The organism is Nitrospirillum karajorum (genome assembly GCF_036348415.1).
GTDB classification, from domain to species: domain Bacteria; phylum Pseudomonadota; class Alphaproteobacteria; order Azospirillales; family Azospirillaceae; genus Nitrospirillum; species Nitrospirillum amazonense_B.
The window spans coordinates 235,710-255,509 of sequence record NZ_JAZBQB010000001.1 but is presented as its reverse complement, the minus strand read 5'-3'; the positions used below and the strand labels follow the sequence as shown (position 1 = coordinate 255,509).

Genomic DNA, 19,800 nt, shown 5'->3' with positions numbered 1-19,800 from the left:
CTTATGCCTCCTGCTTGCGCAGCAACACGGCCGCCGTCAGCACCAGGACGGGGAAGAAGGCCAACAGCGACAGGATGAAGGGTGTCAGCTCGGCCAGCGACAGCCCCTTGGTGAAGGAGCCCACCACCGTCTTCACGAAATAGGTGGTGGGGAACAGCGTGCCCAGCAGGTGCGGCATGCCCGACAGGGTGGAGACGGGCTGCATCATGCCGGAGAACTGGATGGCCGGCAGCATGGTGGCGATGGCGGTGCCGAAGACGGCGGCCGTCTGGGTGCTGACGAAGCAGGACACCAGCAGGCCCAGCGCGGTCGTGGCCATGACATAGGCCAGCGCGCCCAGGCTGAGGCCGGCCAAGCTGCCCTTCAGCGGCACATGGAAGATGACCAGGGCCATGACCACCATGACGGCGTAGTTGAAAAAGGCGATGGCGATGTAGGGCAGTTGCTTGCCCAGCAGGAATTCCAGCCGCGACACCGGCGTCACATAAAGGTTGGTGATGGAGCCCAGCTCCTTCTCCCGCACCACGCCCAGGGCCGTGAGGATGGACGGGATGAAGACCAACAGCAGGCCGATGACGCAGGGCACCATGGCGTCCACGGAGCGGAAGGCCTGGTTGTAGCGGAAGCGCGGCACCAGGCTGAGCCCGGGGGCCGCCTCGACCCCTGCCTCGGTCGCCAGATCCTGCTGCAGGCGCTGGAACAGGCCGGCGACATAGCCCTGGATGGTCTCGGCACGGAAGGGCATGGCGCCGTCGATGCGCACCGCCACCTCCGCCGGCGTGCCCTTCTTCACATCGCGGCCGAAGTCGGGCGGTATGTCCACGACCAGGGCGACATCGTTGGCCTGAAGCCGCCGCAGGCCGTCCGCCGCGTCCGTGGCCGGTGGCGTCTGCTGGAAGTAGCGGGAACTGGAGAACGCCTCCGCCACGGTGCGCGACAGGGGGGAGTGGTCGCGGTCCAGCACGGCGAAGCGCAAATTCTCGACATCGAAATTGATGCCGAAGCCGAAGACCAGCATCAGCAGCAGGGTGCCCAGCAGGGCCACGGTCAGGCGCACGGGGTCGCGCCGCAGCTCCAGCCCCTCGCGCAGGGCGTAGGCGGACAGGCGGCGCGGTGAAAAGCCGCCGGACTCCGCCGCCGGGGTTTCGATCAGCGTCGCCGGGGCCGTTTCCGGCGGCGCCTCCTCCGGCTCGTTTTCCCGCATATAGGCGACGAAGGCGTCATCCAGGCTGCTGGCCTGCTTCTCCTGGCGCAGCGCCTCCGGCGCCCCCACCGCCAGGACGCGGCCGGCCTGCATGAAGGCCACCCGGTCGCAGCGCGCGGCCTCGTTCATATAATGGGTGGAGACGAAGATGGTGACGCCCTGGTCGCGCGACAGCGTGGTCAGTTGGCGCCAGAAGGCGTCGCGCGCCACCGGGTCCACGCCCGACGTCGGTTCGTCCAGGATCAGCACTTCCGGCTTGTGCAGTACGGACACGGCCAGCGACAGGCGCTGGCGCACCCCCAGGGGCAGGCTGTCGGCCAGCGCCGGCAGGTAGGGGGCGAGGCCGAAGTCGGCCACCACCTCGGCCACGCGCGCGTCGGCGGCGGCCCCCAGCAGTCCGAACAGGGTGGCGTGCAAGTCCAGGTTCTGCGCCACCGACAGGTCGCCATAGAGCGAAAAGGATTGGGCCATGTAGCCCACGCGGCGGCGGGTGGCCAGGTCGCCGGGGTCGACCGGCTGGCCGAACAGCAGGGGCGTGCCGGCGCTGGCTGGCAGCAGGCCGGTCAGCATCTTCATGGTGGTGGTCTTGCCGCAGCCGTTGGACCCCAGGAAGCCGAAAATCTCCCCCTTGGGGATGGCGAAGCTGACCGCATCCACGGCCACGAAGTCGCCGAAGCGCCGCGTCAGTCCGCGCGCCTCGATGGCGATGGGCCGACCGGCGGGCAGGGCGGGCACGGCGGCGCCGTCGGCGGGCCCGCGCCGGTCGGGCGGCAGCAGGGCGACGAAGGCGGCCTCCAGGTCCGCGGTGCCGGTGCGGGCCATCAGCTCGGCCGGGGTCCCGTCCGCCAGGATGCGGCCGCCGTCCATCATCACCGCCCGCTCGAAGCGCTGGGCCTCATCCATGTAGGAGGTGGCGACCAGCAGGGTCATGCCCGGCCGCTCCGCCCGGATGCTGTCGATCAGGTCCCAGAACTGGCGGCGGGACAGCGGATCGACGCCGGTGGTCGGCTCATCCAGGATCAGCAGGTCGGGGTCGTGGATCAGGGCGCAGCACAGGCCCAGCTTCTGCCGCATGCCGCCCGACAGCTTGCCCGCCGGCCGGTCGGGGAAGGGGGCGAGGCCGGTGGCGGCCAGCAGGTGGTGGATGCGGCGGCTCCGCTCCCCCGCTCCTTGCCCGAACAGCTTGCCGAAGAACTCCAGGTTCTCCCGCACCGACAGGTCGGGATAGAGGTTGCGGCCCAGGCCCTGGGGCATGAAGGCGACGCGCGGCTGCAGGCGGCGCCGGTCGGAACCCCGCGCCATGTCGCCGCCCAACACCTCCAGCGTGCCATCCTGCAGGCGTTTCGCCCCGGCGATCAAGCCCAGCAGGGTGGACTTGCCCACCCCATCGGGGCCGATCAGGGCCAGGGTGCCGCCCGCCGGGACCGTCAGGTCCACGGCCGCCAGCGCCCCCGTCCGGCCATAGCGGTGGCTGACGCCGGCAACCCGTACGGCCGTTGGCGCCTGGCCGGTCATTGCGGCGCCGTCGTCGTCAGCCGCGATTGCAGCCAGGCCGGCCAGGCGGCCTGCGCGTCCAGGCGGACATAGGCCGTGCCGCTGACGCCGGTCTTCACCTGTTCGATATGGCTGGTCACCAGGGCCTGGGGCACCCGCGCCTTGATGCGGAACATCATGCGGTCCCGCTCCGCCCGGGTTTCCACCTGCTTGGGCGTGAACTGGGCCTTGGGCGCCACGAAGCTGACGGCGGCGGGAACGGCCAGGCCGGGCAGGGCGTCCAGCAGCAGCCGCACCTCGGCCCCCAGCGCCACCCGGTTGGCGTATTCCGTGGGCAGGAAGAAGGTCATGTAGACGTCCGACAGGTCCAGCAGGGTGGCCACCTTGCCGCCGGCGCCCAGCATCTCTCCCGGCTGGGCCAGCTTGTACAGGATGCGGCCCGTCACCGGCGCCTTCAGGATGCCGTCGTCGGCCAGGTCGCGCAGCCGGTCGGCGTCCGCCTCCGCCGCGCGGATGGCCTCGTCGGCGGCGCTCAGGCCGCTCTTGGCCGACTGCAGGGCGGCGGCGGCGCTGCGCAGCTGGTTGCGGTTGCTGTCCACTCGCTGTTGCGAGACGTTGCCGCGCGTGAACAGCTCATTCGCCCGGTTCATCTCCTTGTTGGCGAAGTCCAGGTCGCTTTGCCGCTGCACCACCAGGCTGGCGGCCTGGTCGCGGGTCTTGCGCGCCTGCGCCAGGGCGGCGGCGGCGGCCCGGTATTGCGATTGGACGTCGCGCACGTCCAGCCGGGCCAGGATGGTGCCGGCTTGGACCAGCTGCCCCTCCTCGAATTCGATGCTCAGGACGCGGGCGGCGTATTTGGCGGCGATGTCCACCTCCTGCGCCTCGATACGGCCATCGGCGGAAACGAAGCCGGCGGGCAGCACGGGCGGCCGTGTCCGCAGCCAGGCCCAATAACCGCCACCGGCGGCGCCGGCCAGCAGGATGATCACCAGCAGGAACTTCAGGATGCGCATGATCCGCGTGATCCTCTTTATCGGTCGGTTTCTTGGGGGGCGGTTTTTCGGGGGGCGGCTTCAGGGGGCGTCAGCAGGGCCGCGACCTCGCGCAGCAGCGCCAGCCGCTCGGCATCGTCGCCGTGGCGCAGGCGCTCGCTCAGGTCCAGCACGGTGCGGGCGTACAGATTGTGCCAGTCCTCATCCGGCACGGTGACCAGGCGCGGCTGGGCGGCGGGGACGCGCTCCGCCTTGCCGGGCCGCAGCACGATGGTCTCGTCCAGCGCCGGCTGGTGGATGGGAACTGCCAGGCCGGAGGCGGCCAGGGCGTCCGCCAGCGCCTGCCGGGGCGCGGTTTCGCCATGCATCAGGGCGACGCCGCCCCGGATGGGGCCGCGCGCCGCCAGCCAGGCCAGCAGCTCCGCCTGGTCGGCATGGCCGGAATAGCTGTCCAGGGTGCGGATGCGGGCGCGCACCTCCACCTCCTCCCCATGGATGCGGACGGGGCTTCGGCCCTGGACCAGCAGGCGGCCCAGCGTGCCCGGCGCCTGGTAGCCCACGAACAGCACCGTGGCGTTGCGTTGCCACAGGTGGTTCTTCAGGTGGTGGCGGATGCGGCCGGCGTCGCACATGCCGCTGGCCGCCATGATGATGGCGCCGCCGCCCAGCCGGTTCAGGCGCTTGCTGCCCTCCACCTCGGTGATGGGGTGGAAGTAGGGACGGTCGAAGGGGGTGGCCACGCCGGCGTGGTTGATGTCGGGCAGGTGCCGGCGGAAGACGTCCGTCACGTTCACGGCCAGCGGGCTGTCCAGGAAGATGTCGGTGCGCGGCAGCGTGCCGTCGTCGATCAACTGGTTCAGGTCATAGAGCAGCTCCTGCGTCCGCTCCACGGCGAAGACCGGGATCAGCAGGACACCACCGGATTTCAGCGCCTCCGCCACCTCGACACCCAGTTGGCGCCGGCGCTCCTGGTTGTCCACCGGCGGGCGCACCGTGGCGCCGTAGGTGGATTCGCAGAAGACCCAGTCGGCCCCGGCCGGCCCCTCCGGCAGGCCGTGGAACGGCTTGTCCCCGGGGCCCAGGTCGCCGGAGAACAGCAGGGTCTGCTCACCGCCATCGCCTGCGACCCTCACCTCCACCGAGGCGGAGCCCAGCAGGTGGCCCGCGTCCCAGAAGCGGATCTTCGCCCCCGGCATCACGTCGATCCAGGTGCCGTAGTCCGCCGGCTCCAGCTGGTCCAGGCAGGCCTCCGCATCCTTGCGGGTGTAGATGGGCTGCACCTCCGCCCGGCCGCGCTGCCGGTTGCGCTGGTTCAGGTGCTGGACCTCACTTTCCTGGATGAAACCGCTGTCGGGCAGCATGAAGGTCAGCAGGTCACGGGTGCCGCTGGTGCAATGGATGCGCCCCTTGAAGCCCTGGCGGCACAGCTTGGGCACCAGGCCGCTATGGTCGATATGGGCGTGCGTCAGCACCAGGGCCGCCGGCTCGCGCGGGTCGAAGGGGAAGTCGCGGTAGTTCAGCTCCTTCACCGTCTTGGGCCCCTGGAACAGGCCGCAGTCGATCAGCAGGGTGCCGCCGTCATGGCGGATCAGGGTGCAGGAGCCGGTGACGGTACCGGCGGCGCCGTGGAAGGTGACGCTGGGGATCATAGGGACGGGCCCTTCGCAGGATCAAGAGTCTCTGGAACGCTGAGGACGTGTCGGTGCCATGCGGTCGCGCCACCTTCAGGCCATGGGCCAGCAGGGCGCGCCATATCCCCTCGGCATCGTCGGCGAAGCTGAACAGCTCAAGATCGGCGGCGGAGATCATGCCGGTCTTGGCCAGCAGGCCGAAGTCAAGGACACGCGTCCAGTAGGCCTTGTCCATCAGCACCACGGGGATGGGAGCGGACTTGCCGGTCTGGCGCAGGGTCAGGATCTCGAACATCTCATCCAGGGTGCCGAACCCGCCGGGGAAGATGACCAGCCCCGCCGCCCGCATGGCGAAGTGCAGCTTGCGCATGGCGAAGTAATGGAATTGGAAGGTCAGTTCCGGCGTGGTGTAGGGGTTGGGTTCCTGTTCATGCGGCAGGGCGATGTTGAAGCCGATGCTGGGCGCGCCCACCTCCCACGCGCCACGGTTGACGGCCGCCATAAGCCCGCCGCCCCCGCCCGTGGTGATGACATTGTCGCGGTAGCCCCCCGGCCAGCCGTCCAACGCGCCGCCCCGCTCCGACGCCAGCCGGCCGAAGGCCAGGGCCTCGGCATACCAGCGGGTGGACTGGGGGAACTCCGCCATCCGCGCCGCCTCCTCCGCCGTGGCCGCGGCGTCGGGGGGACGTACCCGGGCGCTGCCGAAGGTCACCAAGGTTGAGCGCACCCCCCAATCCCGCAGCCGCTCCTCCGCCTTTTCATACTCCAGCATCAGGCGGGTGCCGCGCATGCTGTCGCTCAGGATGAATTTATGGTCCAAGGCCGGCAGGCGATAGGAGGACGAGTTGCGCTGGGCCTGGTTACTGGGGGGCGCACCGCTGGGGTCGGGGATTTGCTGGGTGGACATGGTGTAATGTGTCCTTGTCAGGCCCGGTAGGGGAAGCAGCTTCGGCGCCGCTCCCCCATCCGTTCATGACCCAACCATTAACCATCCCGGCGGTTGGCAAAATGATTCACCTCAATCCCTGGTTACTGGGCCCCTGGTTATCGCGGTCTCCAGCGCCGCGGCCGGCGGACGTCAGGGGCTGATCACCACCTTCAGGGCCCGGGTGTCGGCGGCGTGGCCGAAGGTGTCATAGGCCGACAGGATGCCGTCCAGGGTGAAGCGGTGGGTGATCAGCACGCTGGGGTCCAGCTTCCGCGATTGCACGGTCTTCAACAGCATCGGTGTGCTGACGGTGTCCACCAGCCGGGTGGTGATGGCGATGTTCTGGGCCCACAGGCGGTCCAGGTGCAGGTCGGCCTTGTGGCCGTGGACACCGACATTGGCGATGGTGCCCCCCGGCGCCACCAGGTCCTGGCACAGCTCAAAGGTGGCGGGGATGCCCACCGCCTCGATCACGGTGTCGACGCCGGCGCCATCGGTCCAGGATTTCACCGCCTCCACCGCGTTGGTGGCCGCGCTGTTCACGGTGCGGGTGGCGCCGAAGCGGCGCGCCACCTCCAGCCGGTTGTCGTCGACGTCGATCATGATGATCTCCGCCGGGCTGTAGAACTGGGCCGTCAGCAGGGCCGCCAAGCCGATGGGGCCGGAGCCGACGATGGCCACGGTCGCGCCCGGCGCCACCTTGCCGTTTAGCACCCCGCATTCAAAGCCGGTGGGCAGGATGTCGCTCAGCATGGCCAGCGCTTCCTCATCCGCGCCCTCGGGAATGGGGTACAGGCTGGTGGCGGCATGGGGGATGCGGACATATTCCGCCTGGGTGCCGTCGATGACGTTGCCCAGGATCCAGCCGCCGGTGCGGCAGTGGGAATACATGCCGCGGCGGCAATAGTCGCAGGTGCCGCAGGCGGTGATGCAGGAGATCAGCACGCGGTCGCCCGGCTTGAACATGGTGACGCCCGGGCCCACGGCGTCGATCACGCCCACGCCCTCATGGCCCAGGATGCGGCCCGGCAGGCAGGTGGGCACGTCGCCCTTCAGGATGTGCAGGTCGGTGCCGCAGATGGTGGTCTTGGTGATGCGGACGATGGCGTCGCCGGGATCCTTGATCTCCGGCTTCGGCCGCTGCTCCAGCGCCTTGCGGCCGGGGCCTTGATAGACAAGCGCCTTCATGGGTGGTCTCCTATCAAGTATGGGGTCAGGAATGAGGGGGGCGGGGGCGCCCCCTCCTCAATGGGCCAGCAGGGCCGGGATGGGCGTCTTGGTCAGGATGTCGCGGGTGACGCCGCCCAGGGCCCATTCCCGCAGGCGTGAACGGCCGTAGGCCCCCGCCACGATTAGGCCGGCGTTCAACAGCTCGGCCTCGTTGAACAGTCCGGCGGAGATGTTGTCCCATTTGCCCAGGCGTCGGATTTCCGTGGTCACGCCATGGTGGGACAGGTAGCGGGCCAGATCCTCGGCGGAGTGGTCGCGGTGGCCCTCCGCCGCCCGCCGGGCATCGGCCCCGGTTTCCACCACGGCGATGGCGACCCGGCTGGCCCGGCGCAGGAAAGGCAGGGCCTGGGCCACGGCATTGGCCGACTCCCGGCTGTTTTTCCAGGCGATCAGGACCGTGTCCAGCGGCTGCAGCCGCAACGGGTCCTCCTCCGGAATGACGTATACGCCCCGGCCGGACCCGAACAGCGCCGCCTCCACCACGTCGCTGGCGCGGTTTGGTTCGGCGACACGGTAAGGGGTGCGAACGACCAGCAGGTCGGCCATGCGCGCCTGATCGGCGATCAGGCCGCCGACCTCGGCCGCCACGTGATCGAACCGGCATAATTCATGACGGCAGGACAGGGCGTCCAACCGCTGCGCCAGCGCCTGCTCGGTCAGCCGGCATTGCGCCTGGCACTCCCGCAAATGGTCGGCCAGGGCGCCGCGGGTGACGCTGTAGTGCGCGATGCTTTCCGGTGGATCGGGCAGGATGGTGAGGTACAGGCCACGAACATGGGCCTGATGCGCCACCGCCAGGCGGTCGGCATGCAGGATGCGGCTTTCGTCGTCGGCGCTGCCATCCAGGTGGACAAGGATTTCTTTGATCATGGTGCCGGCCCTCATAGGGGGTGCGGCCTGTTCATGCCCGAGGGGCACGATGCCGGGTCGCCAGCCGTTTGGACAGTCGCCCAAACGGCGTTTTAGGGCATTGACCCAGGTCAACCTTGTCCGGCGGGCTGCCGGCGCCGTTGTTTCAGCTTGGGCCGGGCTTCTTGCGGCGTGGCATCGATTGCCAGCGGTTGGTGTTCGGGCGATGGGGTGAGGGGGGTGCGGCCAGGCAAGCATAGAGGCGTTGTCGGGCCTCATCCGACAGGTCGGCTTCCTTCAGATGCCGGACCTCCGGTGGCTTGGGCGTCTCCGGGGCTGGCCCCGGATCGTTTTCGCCGGGAGTGTTCCCGTCCTTCGCCTGGTCAACCGGGGGCTTTTCCAAAGGGGTCTCCCACAAATTGTGTTGAGGGGACGGGGGGCGTCAGGCGGACGCGGGCGTCCGCACCGCTTCCAACTGGCTTTCGCGCACAACCCGTTCCTGGCCGTCCTGGTCCACCTTGATCCGGTACTGCGGATCCCGTCCCTCCGCCGGCAATTGCCGGGTGACGCTGACGGTGGGGCCGGCGGGGCGGGTTTCGCCTGGTCCAGGACGCAGAACGGCGCGTTGGCCGATGGCGAATTTATGGGGATACATCGAGTGTTCTCCGAAAAAGGTGGTTCATGGTCAGCCGGGTGGCCGCCGTTTCAGGGATGGGACTCCCCCCATATCGCCGCGTAGTGGCAGCCCGCCGCCGCCAGCACCATCAGGTGCCAGATGACGTTGTGATATCGCACCCGTTCCATCAGATAGGCCCCGACGCCCACGGTGTAGATCACCGCGCCGATGCCGATCAGGAGGGCGGTGTCGGGGTGTAACCGCCCCGCTAGCGCCGGTATGAAGGGCAGTCCGATCCACCCCAGCCCGAGGTAAAGGGCCAGGCCCATGCGCTCGTACCGGCGCGGCGCCGACAGCTTCAGCAGGGCGCCGACCAGGGCGATGGCCCAGACCAGGGTCAGGGCCAGGGCGGCACGGTTGGACGGCAGGCGCATCAGAAGGGGGGTATAGGTTCCCGCGATGGCCAGGAAGATGCCGACATGGTCCAGGCGTCGCAGCCATTCCTTGCGCGATCGTTGTTGGGATAAATTGTAGGCGGCGGAGAACGTGAGCATCGCCGCCATGGCCAGGGCGTAAACCGCCAGCCCCAAGGCGCCGTCGGTGGCGTTGGGACCCACTGGCAAGGCGATGAGCCGGACGCCGGCGATAAGCGCCGCCGTGACCCCCACGACATGGACGACGGCGTCGGCCCGGTACTCCCCGCTGCTGTAACGCGGGGTGGAACGCGCGGCGGTCGCAACGGTCATCGCACGCTCCTTGAGGGACTGGCATTGAATGGGGTGAGCGGGGGCCGGGCGAATGGCTTGGCCCCCGTCCACAGCTCAGCGCCGACGCGGCGCTGGCCTATGCAGGGGAACGGTGCCGGGCCGTTCATCCTTGTGGCGAAAGACGATCCGCCCCTTGGTCAGGTCATAGGGGGTCATCTCGACGGTGACCCGGTCGCCAGCCAGAGAACGGATGCGGCTTTTGCGCATGCGTCCGGCGGTGTAGGCGATGATCGAATGGCCGTTTTCCAACATGACCCGGAAGCGGCCATCGGGCAGCGCCTCATCGATCTTACCCTCGAATTCGAGGTATTCTTCCTTGGCCATCGCGGCCTCCCGTTAGAGCGGGGCGCGATCAGGGGGAATCATCTGATCGTACAAATCCGCTCTATCATGAACAGGTTAGGGTCAGGACGCGATCTGATCGCATCCTGTTTCAAGCTGAAAAAAAAGCGACGGCATGGAGGCCATGCCGTCGCTCTTCAAAAGCCGAAACCACGAGCCTCAAGCGGCGCGCAGGTTCTCCGCCGACGACTTGCCCTTGCGGGGGTCGCGGACGATCTCGAAGCTCACCTTCTGGCCTTCAGACAGGTTGCCCATGCCCGAGCGCTCAACGGCGGAAATGTGGACGAACACGTCGGCGGTGCCATCCTCGGGCTGAATGAAGCCAAAGCCCTTGGTGCTGTTAAACCACTTCACGGTACCGATAGACATGAGATATCTCCTGGGGTTTTCCCGATCGGAGCTGCCCGGCGCGGGAGTGCGGCACGGGCGCCAAAATCACGACAGGGAAGGCCGGCATCCGCCGGTCAGTAGCCCAGCAGCAACATCGACTTCCCCAACATGAGCCTCGGGGCTGCATATTGCAAGCCCCGTCTGGCACGGCTCCGGCGCAACGCTGGGGCGCCACCAGACACGCCCCCTTTGGGGGCGGAGGTGGCGGACTTTCGTGCCCCTTCTCTTTTTCCGGGAACTTTTACGTCCACCCCGTTGTTTCCGTCACTTTCCGAGGTAGACCCAGGTCGGCCGGGACCGTATCCGCGCCGTCATGCCTCGTTCCACGCTTTGGGCTCCACGCTTGGGCTCAAGCCCGCTCGGCTTGGGCAGCGACCGTTTATGAAGGCGCGGGGGGCAGGAGTGACCACAATGAATATGCCGATGCACGACGTGGTGGAGAAAATCTCCACCGGCAATCCCGGGCTCGACGCCATCCTGCGCGGTGGGTTGCCACCCCGGCGGCTCTACCTACTGGAGGGGATGCCGGGGTCCGGCAAGACGACGCTGGCGCTAGAGTTCTTGCGTGCCGGCGCGGCGGCCGGGGAAAGGACGCTTTACATAACGCTGTCGGAAACGCGGGAGGAGTTGGCGGTGGTCGCCGCCTCCCACGGCTGGAGCATCGGGGACTTTGACGTTTTCGAGCTGAGCGCCGTGGACGCGGTGCTAGGCGACGGGCGCCAGCAATCCATCCTGCATCCATGGGAGGTGGAGCTGGGGGAAACCGTGCGCCTGATCCAGCGGGAGGTGGAGCGTGTGCAGCCGCAGCGGGTCGTTTTCGACAGCCTGTCGGAAATGCGCCTTCTGGCGCAGGACCCCTTGCGCTATCGCCGTCAGGTTCTGGGACTGAAGCAGTTTTTCGCCGGCCGCAATTCCACCGTCATCTTCGTCGATGACATGACGTCGCCGGACGACGGCAAGGATTGCCACCTGCACAGCATCTGTCACGGCGTGGTGACCCTGGAACGGCTGACCCTCGATTTCGGGCCCGCCCGGCGGCGCCTGCAGGTGCAGAAGCTGCGCGGCGTGGACTTCGTGGCCGGCTTCCACGATTTCACCATCCGCACCGGCGGGTTGGAAATTTATCCCCGGCTCATCGCCTCGCATCACCACGCGCCCTATCGGGAGGAGCCGGTGGGCTGTGGCGTGAAGGAACTGGACGCCATGCTGAACGGCGGTCCCCTGCGGGGGACCAGCACGTTGATCACCGGGCCGGCCGGGACGGGCAAGACGACGATCACGCTGCAATACCTCTACGCCGCCTGCGAGCGCGGGGAATGCGCCACCCTCTATGAATTCGATGAGCGCATCGGCACCTTGCTGTCCCGGGCCGCCGACTTCGGCCTCGACATCTCCCGTCACCTTGAAAGTGGTCGCCTGCGGGTGGAACAGGTGGAACCGGCCGCCCTGTCGCCCGGGGAGTTCACCCACCGCGTCCGGCACGAGGTTGAGAGCCGCAGCATCAGCATGCTGGTGATCGACAGCCTGAATGGCTACATGGCGTCCATGCCGCAGGAAAAGCAGCTCATCCTGCAGATGCACGAATTGCTGTCCTACCTCAACCAGCAGGGCGTCGTGACCTTCCTCATCAATCCGCAACAAGGATTGTTGGGAAGCATGGCCAGCAACCTCAACATCTCCTACATCGCGGATACCGTCCTTCTGCTGCGGTTCTTCGAGGCGGAGGGGCGCATGCGCAAGGCGGTCTCGGTCCTGAAGAACCGGGCGGGGCCGCATGAGGACGCGATCCGGGAGTTCAAGGTCGATGCGTCCGGCTTGCGCGTGGGACGCCCGCTCACCGCCTTCCGCGGCGTCATGACCGGCACCCCGGAATATACGGGGGATCCCGGTCCACTGATGAGGGACCGCCGCGCCGATGCATAAGTCCGCCGCCGAGGGGCGTCGCGTCCTGATCTGTGCGCCGTTCGGGCGCGATGCGGAAAGCGTCGCGGGCCTGCTGGCGCGAAGCGGCTATCACGCCGCCGTTCATCCGGACATCGCGGCCCTGGCCTGCGGTCTGGACGACCAGGCGGGCGTCGTCCTTCTGACCGAGGAGGCGCTGTGCCGGGACATCGGCCCCTTGCGGGCGGCCTTGGGGGACCAGCCGGACTGGTCGGACATCCCCTTCGTCCTGCTGGCCGCACAGCGCACGGGCGGGACGCGGGCCATGGAGGCGACGCGGGCCCACCTTTGGGGCCTGTTCGGCAACGCCGTGGTCCTGGAGCGTCCGCTGAGCCAGCAATCGCTGTTGAGCGCGTTGGATTCGGCCATGCGCTCCCGGCAAAAGCAGTTCGAGATGCGTGACCGCCTGGAGGAACGGGACCGGGCGCGCCAGGCGCTGGCGGAAAGCGAGGCGCAACTGCGCCTGGACGTCATGCGGCGCCAGGCCGCCGAAGGGCAGCTGAAGGCGCTGAACGACACCTTGGAGGAGCGGGTGGCCGAACGCACCAGCCGGCTGATGCAGGCGGAGGCGGCCCTGCGGCAAAGCCAGAAGATGGAGGCGGTGGGGCAGCTGACCGGCGGCATCGCGCACGATTTCAACAACATGCTGACGGGCATCATCGGTTCTCTGGACATCATGCGGCGCCGCATCGCCGCCGGCCAGGTGGACAGGCTGGAGCGATACATGGACGCGGCCTCCACCTCCGCCCAGCGCGCCGCGACACTGGTCGCCCGGCTGCTGGCTTTCTCACGCCGCCAATCGCTGGATGCCAAGCCGCTCGATATCGGCGCCCTCGTCCGGTCGCTGGAGGATCTGCTGCGCCGGACCATCCTTGAGACGATAGAACTGCGCGTCATCGAGGCGCCGGACCTGCCCCATGCCGTGGCCGACGCCAACCAGCTGGAAAACGCCCTCCTCAACCTGGTGATCAATGCGCGGGACGCCATGCCCCAGGGTGGGCAACTGACCTTGGAGATGAAGGCCGTCCACCTGGACGATGCCTACATCGCCACCCGGCCGGAGGTGGCCGTGGGCCGGTATGTCGTGATCACCGTTTCCGACACCGGCGTGGGCATGTCGGCGGAGCTGATCGAAAAGGCGTTCGAGCCGTTCTTCACGACCAAACCGGTTGGCCAGGGCACCGGCTTGGGCCTGTCCATGGTGTATGGCTTCGCCCGGCAGTGCGGCGGGCAGGTCCGCATCCACAGCCAGCCGGGGGTGGGCACGGCCGTATCGCTTTACCTCCGGGCGGACGATCCGCCGCCGGTGGAGGAGGCCGCGCCCCCGGCGGCGACGCCCTGCGAGGGCAGGGGGCAGCGCGTGCTGGTGGTGGAGGACGACACGTCCGTCCGCTTGTTGATCCGGGACGTTCTGGAGGAACTGTCCTATGAGGTGGCGGAGGCGGGCGAGGCCGCCGCCGCCCTGGCCATCCTGACATCCGACCGGCCCATCAGCCTGTTGGTGTCCGACGTCGGCTTGCCTGGCATCAACGGCCGGCAGTTGGCGGAGATCGCGCGGGAGCACCGGCCCGGCCTGCCCGTGCTGTTCGTGACCGGCTACGCCGAGAACGCCGCCATCCGGGCCGGTTTCCTGGGAACCAACATGGACATGATCACCAAGCCCTTCACCCTGGATGTTCTCGCCGCGAAGGTGTCGGAAATGATGGAGCGCTCCGGCCCCGCCTGATCAGGCGCGGGTCGCGGGGCCCGCAGGGGGCCCGCGTTGACGCGATGGGAGAGGAGGGGGCCGGAATTAGCGGGATGGCGGTCAACCGGGCCGGGTTGCCAATGCGATCAGCCGGCGCCCACCGAAGCCCTGGGTGCCGCCGCCCCAGCCGTCCAGCAACTCGATGTCGGCGAACCCTGCCACCTCCAGGTGGAAGGCAAGCTCCTGGGGGAACAGCAGGCGCAGCGATTCCGCCGGGTCCTTGCGCACCGCGTGGCCCTTGCGCCGCCAGGTCACTTGCTCCGTCATCGTCTGGGCGCGCAAATCCAGTCCATGCCGGATGGTGGCGACAGCCTCCTCCCCCTCCCGGTTGAAGGTGTGGCGGCTGAGACGCCGGAAGGGCTGGGCGCCGGTGAAGGCGATGGCGTTGACCACGTCCACGATCAGCCGTCCACCCGGCCGCAGGTGGCCGTGGAAGTTCCGCAACGTCTGCGCCACCTGGCGGTTGGTCAGGTTGTAGGAAAAGGTGGTGCCCAGGCAGATCAGCAGGTCGAACACGCGTGACAGCTGGACGGTTCGCATGTCGCCGACGTGGTACTCCCCCGCCGGATCCTTGGTTCGGGCGGTGTCGATGAAGCGGGCGTTGATGTCCACGCCGACGGGGGCCATGCCAGCCTCGCGCAGCGCGCGGCAGGTCATGCCGGTGGCGCAGCCGACGTCCAGCACGGCGGGTCCCGCCTCCCGCGCCTGCGCCTCTATAAAGCGCAGGCGCTCCACCGGCATCTTGAAGACCACGTCCCAGAGTTCGGGTGTCTCGGCAAGCAAGGTCATGGCGTCACCGCGATGGGAAGGGCGCTGGCGATGGACCACCCGGGGCGATCGCCGCCGAAGACCGACAGCGGGATGGTCAGCAGGCCGTGACGTTCCAGCAGCGCCGGTGCCGCGCCCTCCACGGGGATGAGGTAGCCTTGGCGGGGCGGATGGGCGGTGACGCCGGCCGCGGCCAACTGGCCGGCGACCGCCGCCCGCCGTTCCGCCAGCGCCTGGCGCAGCCGCTCCGGCAGGCCGTCATGGTCGGTCATGAGCGCTCGGGCGCGGAACAGGTCGGCTTGTGACGGCGGGTCTTGGCGAAAATCCTCGGCATGCCTGGCGAAGTCGCCTTCCGGCACGATGGCGACACCGAAGACCTGCGCGGTCAGCCAGCCCTTGGACAGGGAGTCGAGATAGATCGCCTGTCCCGTCGCCATCAGGTCCAGAACGGCTGGCGCCAGCGGCCCGCCGAAGGAATAGACCCCGTCCAGCAGCAGGCGCCGCGATGACGCCCCGGCCAGCCAGTCGCGGCCGGCGCGCGCCTCCGCCGTTGTCCAGTCCCGCCCCTGCAGTTTAAGAGGGGCCGGCAGCAGCACGATATCCGCCCCGATGGCCTCCGCCGTTTGGAAGACCGCCGCCGCGTCGAAATCCGGGAAGATGCCGCGGCGGGTCGCCGGTAGCCCCGCCGCGGCCGCGATGCGCCCGTAGACCGGGTAGACGTCGCCGGGAAGCAGGAGCTGGCGCCCCTGTTCCGCATACCGGCGCAGAAGCAGGCCCAGGGCGTGGCGCACCCCTCGGCACACCAGCGTCTCCCGCGCCCCGTCGGCGGGCAGGCCCCGCACCGCCCGCCATAGCTGCGCCATATGGCAGCGATGCACGGTGGGGAAGGCGTCGGGCACCTCTACCTGGGGCCGCAGGAGGGTGAAAGCCTCGGCGATACGGGTTTCGGTCAGGCGAAGAACATCGGGGCGGTCGGCGGCGGCCTGCCGCTCCCAGGCGAGGAACTCCATGAAATCCATCAGGCCGTCTCCAAGGCCGGCGTCCCAACCGGTGCCTCCATGATGCTGGCGCGGTCTTCCAATGAGGCGTAACAGCGCCCATCCGCCATCACGTTCCAGCTGCGGGCGATGCCGTTGACCCGTTCCCAGGACAGGCTGGGCTCGGTATAGGCGGCCACGCGCAGGGGCCGGCCGTCCACCATGCCCTGATAGACCGGCGCCCCCCAGGGCAGGCGCAGGGCCACGGGCCACCCCCGTTCCTGTGCCCAGTCGTGCACCAGCGACAGCGGCGCCTGATGCGCCTCACACCACCGGTTGGCATCATGGTTGTGGTAGACGGACTCGACGCTGGTGGAAACGTACAGTTCCTTGAAGCACACCTCGTCCACGCCCGCGGCCGCCGCCCAGCGGACATAAGTCTCGATATCCGAAACGGAAGCCACGCCGCCCTGTTGCAGCACGCACACCAGGCGCAGGCGTAAACCCGCCAGGGCGCCGCGGTGCGCGCCTATCGTTTCCAGCAGGGCCGGCGTCGCCGCCTCCAACCCCATGAGGGTGGCATTGGCGGCCTCATCCCAATGGTGGCGGGAGACGGCCAGCACGGTCAAGCCGGCCTGACGCAGGGCCGTCAACTCTCCGGCGGCCGTGTGCCGGTCCATGCGTGCCCAGCGCACGCCGTTGGTGATCAGCACCACGGTGCCGAAACGGCGGTGGCAGCGGGCCACCAGGTCCCGCAGGTAGGGCTGCGGCCACAGCGTCGGCTCTCCACCGCCGGTGATCACGGCGCGTTCGGCGCCGCTTAGCCGGGCGCGCTCGATCCAGCGGTCGATCAGGGGCCAGTCAGGCTTGCCGCCGGGCTGATCGGCGGAGATGGAGGCCGCCGAGAAGCAGAAGGAACATGCCGCCTGGCAGCCGCGTGCCACCGGCAGGAAGGAGAGGGAGCGCGGCCGCAGGGCGCTGAAGGGTGTGAACCGCGGCCCTTGCAGACGCAAGGACGCCGCCATGGTTTCCTCCAGGCTCTGCCGGCTCTCCAGGCCCCCGTCCCGGTCCGGGGTCCAGGTTTCCGCCACGGGCAGGTCGGGGGATGGCCAGATCATACCCAGGCCGTTGCGCAGGTTGGGGCGCAGCAGCGCGGGGTCCAGAATGGATTTCAGCACCAGCGGGCGGTCGCCCGGTATGCCCAGCCGTCGCACCAGCCGTTCGGCCTTGGCCATCCCGATGGCCAGCCGGTCCGGTGGTAACACGTAGAATTCCCCTGGGTAGGTGCTCTCGGGGATTTGCCCTTTCCGATAGAGGCGCTGGTACTTGTCGAAGGCGCGCGCGAAGTTCGACAGCGCGGTCACATGGTACAAGGGAGGCAAGGCGTTCTCGCGTCGCAGGAAAACCCGGTCGGTCATAGAACTATGGCGCGCGTCCCATCTGGCGAGGGGGGCATGCGGAACGATGATGATAAATGTGCCGCCCCCGTGTCCGCTTCCCCGCCGCGATAGAGGGCCGCGATGGCCATCGACGACGCGCCGAAAATATTCATGGATGGGAATGGTCGGGCGCGGCCAAAGAAAAACCCCGGAACCTTGCGGTTCCGGGGGCTCTATTGGCTCCCAGGGAGGGACTCGAACCCCCGACCCGGTGGTTAACAGCCACCTGCTCTACCGGCTGAGCTACCTGGGATCAGCGCGCCTGCTTCGTTTTCGTTTGACCGATCAGTCAGCGGCGCTGCGGTGGGCGGTGATATAGCAAAGCGTTTTTGGGATTGGAACCCCTTTGTTTGGGAAAATCGAAAAAAATGTGACGCCCTCCTCGCCAATCCGGCGAGCGCGGCTGGAATGGCCATGAAAACAGGGGCTTGTGGCTCTTGGTTGAGGACGGACGTGATGACGGGGCGCGCGATGGGGGTGAATACCCGGGCGGATTCCCCTATCTAGGGGGATACCGCGCCGCATGAGGAACCTGTCCATGTCGAAGTCCGAGCCCCCGTCCAACAGCCAGAGGAATCCCTGGACGGTGCTGTCGCGGGAGGTGCGGTACCAGAACCCCTGGCTGCGGGTCGTGCATCATGAGGTCCTGCGCCCGAATGGCAGTCCCGGCATCTTCGGCACGGTGGAATTGACCACCGTGGCGGTGGGGGTGCTGCCGGTGGCCGCCAATGGCGACACTTGGCTGATTGGCCAGTGGCGTTTCGGCGCCGGCCGCTACAGTTGGGAAATCGTGGAGGGGGGCATTCCCCAAGCTGGCCCCAAGGCGCTCACGCCCCTGGCCGGGGCCGCCGAGGAATTGCGCGAGGAAGCGGGCCTCAGCGCGGGCCGCTGGCTGGAAATCCAGCGCATGGACATGTCCAACAGCATCAGCAATGAGCACGCCCACCTTTACCTGGCCTGGGATCTGGCCGAGGTGCCGGTCGCGCCTGACGACACGGAACAGCTCACCATCCGCCGTCTGCCTTTGCGCGCGGTGCTGGACATGGTGCTGTCAGGCGAAATCGCCGACGCGATGACCATCGCCGCCGTGCTCCGGCTTCGCCTCATGCATCTGGAGGGTACCCTACCGCCGGATGTGGCGCCCCTGGTGGCGGCCGGATTCGACGCGTAGCCGGGTCAGGCCACAACAGGCGAGGGCCGGGCGGGACGGCACACAGCACTTATTATATATGAAAGATATTCAGGGGGAGTTGGAGGCACGGCCGGGAATCGAACCCGGATTCACGGATTTGCAGTCCGTTGCATCACCATTCTGCCACCGCGCCATCCACGAGAACCAACCGGAGGAGCCGTCGGACGGCGCCTGCGGTCAGGGCAGGGCGCCTCTATAGCGTCGCCCGCCGGGGCGGTCAAGCGTGCTGGCATCGCTTTCTGACGTTTCGGTGACGGATGGGCGCGAAGGCCGCACCACCATCCCTGGCCGGCCTTTCCGCCGCAGGCCGCAATTGTCATCGGGCGGCGGGGGGATATATACCGATCCTGGTTTTTCAAGCATGTGCGGGCGCACCGGCCCGCCTGTGCCCCTACTTCGTCCGCATCGTTTCCAGCAGATCGGTATATCCCATGGTCGCCGACTACTCCGCCGCCCGCGTCAACATGATCGAGGGCCAGATTCGCCCCAACAAGGTCACCGACCCCTTCGTGGTGGAGGCCTTCCTGGCCATCCCGCGCGAGCGCTTCGTGCCGGAGGCGCTGGCCGGCGTCGCCTATGTCGACGAGGATGTGCCGGTGTCGCCCGGCCGTTACCTGATGGAACCCATGGTGCTGGCCCGCCTGGTGCAGGAATTGGCCCTGAGCCGCGCCGACAAGGTCCTGGCCGTCGGCGTCGCCACCGGCTACTCCGCCGCTGTCATGGCGGAGATGGCGGGCTCGGTGGTGGCGTTGGAAAGCGACGGCGCGCTGGTCGAGGCCGCGCGCAAGGCGCTGGCCGGTGTCGCCGGCGTGACCGTGGTCCAGGGCGATCTGGCCGCCGGTCATGCCGCCAAGGCCCCCTATGGCGCCATTCTGATCGATGGCTCCGTGTCCGAGGTCCCGGCCAGCCTGCTGGACCAGTTGGCGGAAGGCGGTCGCCTGGTGGCCGTGGTCATCAATGCCGCCGGCCTGGGCGAGGCGCGCTATTACCGCAAGGTGGGCGGCGTGGTTTCGCACCGCATCCTGTTCGACGCCGCCGTTCGCCCGCTGCCGGGCTTCGAGCGCCGCGCCGAGTTCGTGTTTTAATGCTGGTCGCGGGGACGGCGGCCGGGTTGTCGCCGTCCCCGCGGCTTTTGGTGCGCTTCCGGATGGTGCCAGGTGGCCGGATTTTCGTGGGGCGCCTGGAACATGGCCTTAAGTGGACCTATGCGGGTTCACCGGACGTGTTAAAGAATATTTCATGGGGCGCTTTGGCGTCGATGGGGACTCGGGGCGACGCTCTGCCACGCAGCCG

17 protein-coding genes and 2 tRNA genes are annotated in these 19,800 nt (G+C 68.3%); 4 read left to right on the top strand and 15 right to left on the bottom strand.

Going from position 1 to position 19,800, the window contains the following annotated elements; translation table 11 throughout:
* Position 1: 1 nt before the first annotated feature.
* The 10 genes from rbbA to UCD39_RS01105 all read right to left on the bottom strand — a co-directional run bounded on the left by rbbA (position 2) and on the right by UCD39_RS01105 (position 10,422).
* Positions 2 to 2,719: a ribosome-associated ATPase/putative transporter RbbA gene (gene rbbA / locus UCD39_RS01150; RefSeq protein WP_330494312.1), complete on the bottom strand. Its 2,718-nt coding sequence runs from the start codon at positions 2,717 to 2,719 to the stop codon at positions 2 to 4.
* Positions 2,716 to 3,711: an HlyD family secretion protein gene (locus UCD39_RS01145; protein ID WP_330494311.1), complete on the bottom strand. Its 996-nt coding sequence runs from the start codon at positions 3,709 to 3,711 to the stop codon at positions 2,716 to 2,718. Before UCD39_RS01145 ends, rbbA begins: the two co-directional genes overlap by 4 nt.
* A 17-nt stretch (positions 3,712 to 3,728) precedes the next feature.
* Positions 3,729 to 5,339: an MBL fold metallo-hydrolase gene (locus tag UCD39_RS01140; protein WP_330494310.1), complete on the bottom strand. Its 1,611-nt coding sequence runs from the start codon at positions 5,337 to 5,339 to the stop codon at positions 3,729 to 3,731.
* Positions 5,269 to 6,228: an LOG family protein gene (locus UCD39_RS01135; protein WP_330494309.1), complete on the bottom strand. Its 960-nt coding sequence runs from the start codon at positions 6,226 to 6,228 to the stop codon at positions 5,269 to 5,271. Before UCD39_RS01135 ends, UCD39_RS01140 begins: the two co-directional genes overlap by 71 nt.
* Before the next feature lie 171 nt (positions 6,229 to 6,399).
* Positions 6,400 to 7,437: a zinc-dependent alcohol dehydrogenase family protein gene (locus UCD39_RS01130; protein ID WP_330494308.1), complete on the bottom strand. Its 1,038-nt coding sequence runs from the start codon at positions 7,435 to 7,437 to the stop codon at positions 6,400 to 6,402.
* Between the two features lie 57 nt (positions 7,438 to 7,494).
* Positions 7,495 to 8,349, bottom strand: a complete 855-nt coding sequence (locus UCD39_RS01125) for a universal stress protein (RefSeq protein WP_330494307.1) — start codon at positions 8,347 to 8,349, stop codon at positions 7,495 to 7,497.
* Positions 8,350 to 8,770: 421 nt separating this feature from the next.
* A complete protein-coding gene (locus tag UCD39_RS01120; protein ID WP_330494306.1) occupies positions 8,771 to 8,983 on the bottom strand; it encodes a hypothetical protein in 213 nt (70 codons plus the stop codon).
* 50 nt (positions 8,984 to 9,033) lie between these two features.
* Positions 9,034 to 9,690 carry a PAQR family membrane homeostasis protein TrhA gene (gene trhA / locus UCD39_RS01115; RefSeq protein ID WP_330494305.1) on the bottom strand — a complete coding sequence of 219 codons (657 nt, stop codon included), beginning with the start codon at positions 9,688 to 9,690 and terminating at the stop codon, positions 9,034 to 9,036.
* A 75-nt stretch (positions 9,691 to 9,765) separates the two neighbouring features.
* Entirely contained in the window at positions 9,766 to 10,035 is a 270-nt protein-coding gene (infA, locus tag UCD39_RS01110; protein ID WP_145730545.1) for a translation initiation factor IF-1, read from the bottom strand.
* Positions 10,036 to 10,212: 177 nt separating this feature from the next.
* Positions 10,213 to 10,422, bottom strand: a complete 210-nt coding sequence (locus UCD39_RS01105; protein WP_145730547.1) for a cold-shock protein — start codon at positions 10,420 to 10,422, stop codon at positions 10,213 to 10,215.
* A gap of 432 nt (positions 10,423 to 10,854) precedes the next feature.
* On the opposite strand from UCD39_RS01105, the gene UCD39_RS01100 reads away from it, so the two are divergent.
* Positions 10,855 to 12,366, top strand: coding sequence for an ATPase domain-containing protein (locus UCD39_RS01100; protein WP_330494304.1), 1,512 nt, complete (start codon positions 10,855 to 10,857; stop codon positions 12,364 to 12,366).
* Positions 12,359 to 14,110 carry an ATP-binding protein gene (locus UCD39_RS01095; protein WP_330494303.1) on the top strand — a complete coding sequence of 584 codons (1,752 nt, stop codon included), beginning with the start codon at positions 12,359 to 12,361 and terminating at the stop codon, positions 14,108 to 14,110. Before UCD39_RS01100 ends, UCD39_RS01095 begins: the two co-directional genes overlap by 8 nt.
* A gap of 81 nt (positions 14,111 to 14,191) precedes the next feature.
* On the opposite strand, the gene UCD39_RS01090 is transcribed toward UCD39_RS01095, so the two are convergent.
* The 4 genes from UCD39_RS01090 to UCD39_RS01075 all read right to left on the bottom strand — a co-directional run bounded on the left by UCD39_RS01090 (position 14,192) and on the right by UCD39_RS01075 (position 17,568).
* Complete coding sequence (locus UCD39_RS01090; protein ID WP_330494302.1) at positions 14,192 to 14,920, bottom strand: class I SAM-dependent methyltransferase; 729 nt, start codon at positions 14,918 to 14,920, stop codon at positions 14,192 to 14,194.
* On the bottom strand, positions 14,917 to 15,918 hold the full coding sequence (locus tag UCD39_RS01085) for an aminotransferase class I/II-fold pyridoxal phosphate-dependent enzyme (RefSeq protein WP_330494301.1): 1,002 nt from the start codon (positions 15,916 to 15,918) through the stop codon (positions 14,917 to 14,919). Before UCD39_RS01085 ends, UCD39_RS01090 begins: the two co-directional genes overlap by 4 nt.
* Positions 15,918 to 17,294: a radical SAM protein gene (locus tag UCD39_RS01080; protein ID WP_330494300.1), complete on the bottom strand. Its 1,377-nt coding sequence runs from the start codon at positions 17,292 to 17,294 to the stop codon at positions 15,918 to 15,920. Before UCD39_RS01080 ends, UCD39_RS01085 begins: the two co-directional genes overlap by 1 nt.
* Positions 17,295 to 17,492: 198 nt before the next feature.
* Positions 17,493 to 17,568, bottom strand: a tRNA-Asn gene (locus UCD39_RS01075).
* A 285-nt stretch (positions 17,569 to 17,853) separates the two neighbouring features.
* Between UCD39_RS01075 and UCD39_RS01070 the strand changes: the two genes are divergently transcribed.
* Positions 17,854 to 18,486: an NUDIX hydrolase gene (locus UCD39_RS01070; protein WP_330494299.1), complete on the top strand. Its 633-nt coding sequence runs from the start codon at positions 17,854 to 17,856 to the stop codon at positions 18,484 to 18,486.
* An 80-nt stretch (positions 18,487 to 18,566) separates the two neighbouring features.
* On the opposite strand, the gene UCD39_RS01065 is transcribed toward UCD39_RS01070, so the two are convergent.
* Positions 18,567 to 18,640 (bottom strand) — tRNA-Cys (locus UCD39_RS01065).
* A gap of 298 nt (positions 18,641 to 18,938) precedes the next feature.
* Here UCD39_RS01065 and UCD39_RS01060 point away from each other — a divergent pair.
* Positions 18,939 to 19,592, top strand: a complete 654-nt coding sequence (locus UCD39_RS01060) for a protein-L-isoaspartate O-methyltransferase family protein (RefSeq protein ID WP_330494298.1) — start codon at positions 18,939 to 18,941, stop codon at positions 19,590 to 19,592.
* The last annotated feature ends 208 nt before the right edge of the window (positions 19,593 to 19,800 follow it).

What these genes read in the sequence shown, in the direction of transcription:
- rbbA (WP_330494312.1), bottom strand. Translation starts at nt 2,719, where the DNA reads ATGACCGGCCAGGCGCCAACGGCCGTACGGGTTGCCGGCGTCAGCCAC.
- UCD39_RS01145 (WP_330494311.1), bottom strand. Translation starts at nt 3,711, where the DNA reads ATGCGCATCCTGAAGTTCCTGCTGGTGATCATCCTGCTGGCCGGCGCC.
- UCD39_RS01140 (WP_330494310.1), bottom strand. Translation starts at nt 5,339, where the DNA reads ATGATCCCCAGCGTCACCTTCCACGGCGCCGCCGGTACCGTCACCGGC.
- UCD39_RS01135 (WP_330494309.1), bottom strand. Translation starts at nt 6,228, where the DNA reads ATGTCCACCCAGCAAATCCCCGACCCCAGCGGTGCGCCCCCCAGTAAC.
- UCD39_RS01130 (WP_330494308.1), bottom strand. Translation starts at nt 7,437, where the DNA reads ATGAAGGCGCTTGTCTATCAAGGCCCCGGCCGCAAGGCGCTGGAGCAG.
- UCD39_RS01125 (WP_330494307.1), bottom strand. Translation starts at nt 8,349, where the DNA reads ATGATCAAAGAAATCCTTGTCCACCTGGATGGCAGCGCCGACGACGAA.
- UCD39_RS01120 (WP_330494306.1), bottom strand. Translation starts at nt 8,983, where the DNA reads ATGTATCCCCATAAATTCGCCATCGGCCAACGCGCCGTTCTGCGTCCT.
- trhA (WP_330494305.1), bottom strand. Translation starts at nt 9,690, where the DNA reads ATGACCGTTGCGACCGCCGCGCGTTCCACCCCGCGTTACAGCAGCGGG.
- infA (WP_145730545.1), bottom strand. Translation starts at nt 10,035, where the DNA reads ATGGCCAAGGAAGAATACCTCGAATTCGAGGGTAAGATCGATGAGGCG.
- UCD39_RS01105 (WP_145730547.1), bottom strand. Translation starts at nt 10,422, where the DNA reads ATGTCTATCGGTACCGTGAAGTGGTTTAACAGCACCAAGGGCTTTGGC.
- UCD39_RS01100 (WP_330494304.1), top strand. Translation starts at nt 10,855, where the DNA reads ATGAATATGCCGATGCACGACGTGGTGGAGAAAATCTCCACCGGCAAT.
- UCD39_RS01095 (WP_330494303.1), top strand. Translation starts at nt 12,359, where the DNA reads ATGCATAAGTCCGCCGCCGAGGGGCGTCGCGTCCTGATCTGTGCGCCG.
- UCD39_RS01090 (WP_330494302.1), bottom strand. Translation starts at nt 14,920, where the DNA reads ATGACCTTGCTTGCCGAGACACCCGAACTCTGGGACGTGGTCTTCAAG.
- UCD39_RS01085 (WP_330494301.1), bottom strand. Translation starts at nt 15,918, where the DNA reads ATGGATTTCATGGAGTTCCTCGCCTGGGAGCGGCAGGCCGCCGCCGAC.
- UCD39_RS01080 (WP_330494300.1), bottom strand. Translation starts at nt 17,294, where the DNA reads ATGACCGACCGGGTTTTCCTGCGACGCGAGAACGCCTTGCCTCCCTTG.
- UCD39_RS01070 (WP_330494299.1), top strand. Translation starts at nt 17,854, where the DNA reads ATGTCGAAGTCCGAGCCCCCGTCCAACAGCCAGAGGAATCCCTGGACG.
- UCD39_RS01060 (WP_330494298.1), top strand. Translation starts at nt 18,939, where the DNA reads ATGGTCGCCGACTACTCCGCCGCCCGCGTCAACATGATCGAGGGCCAG.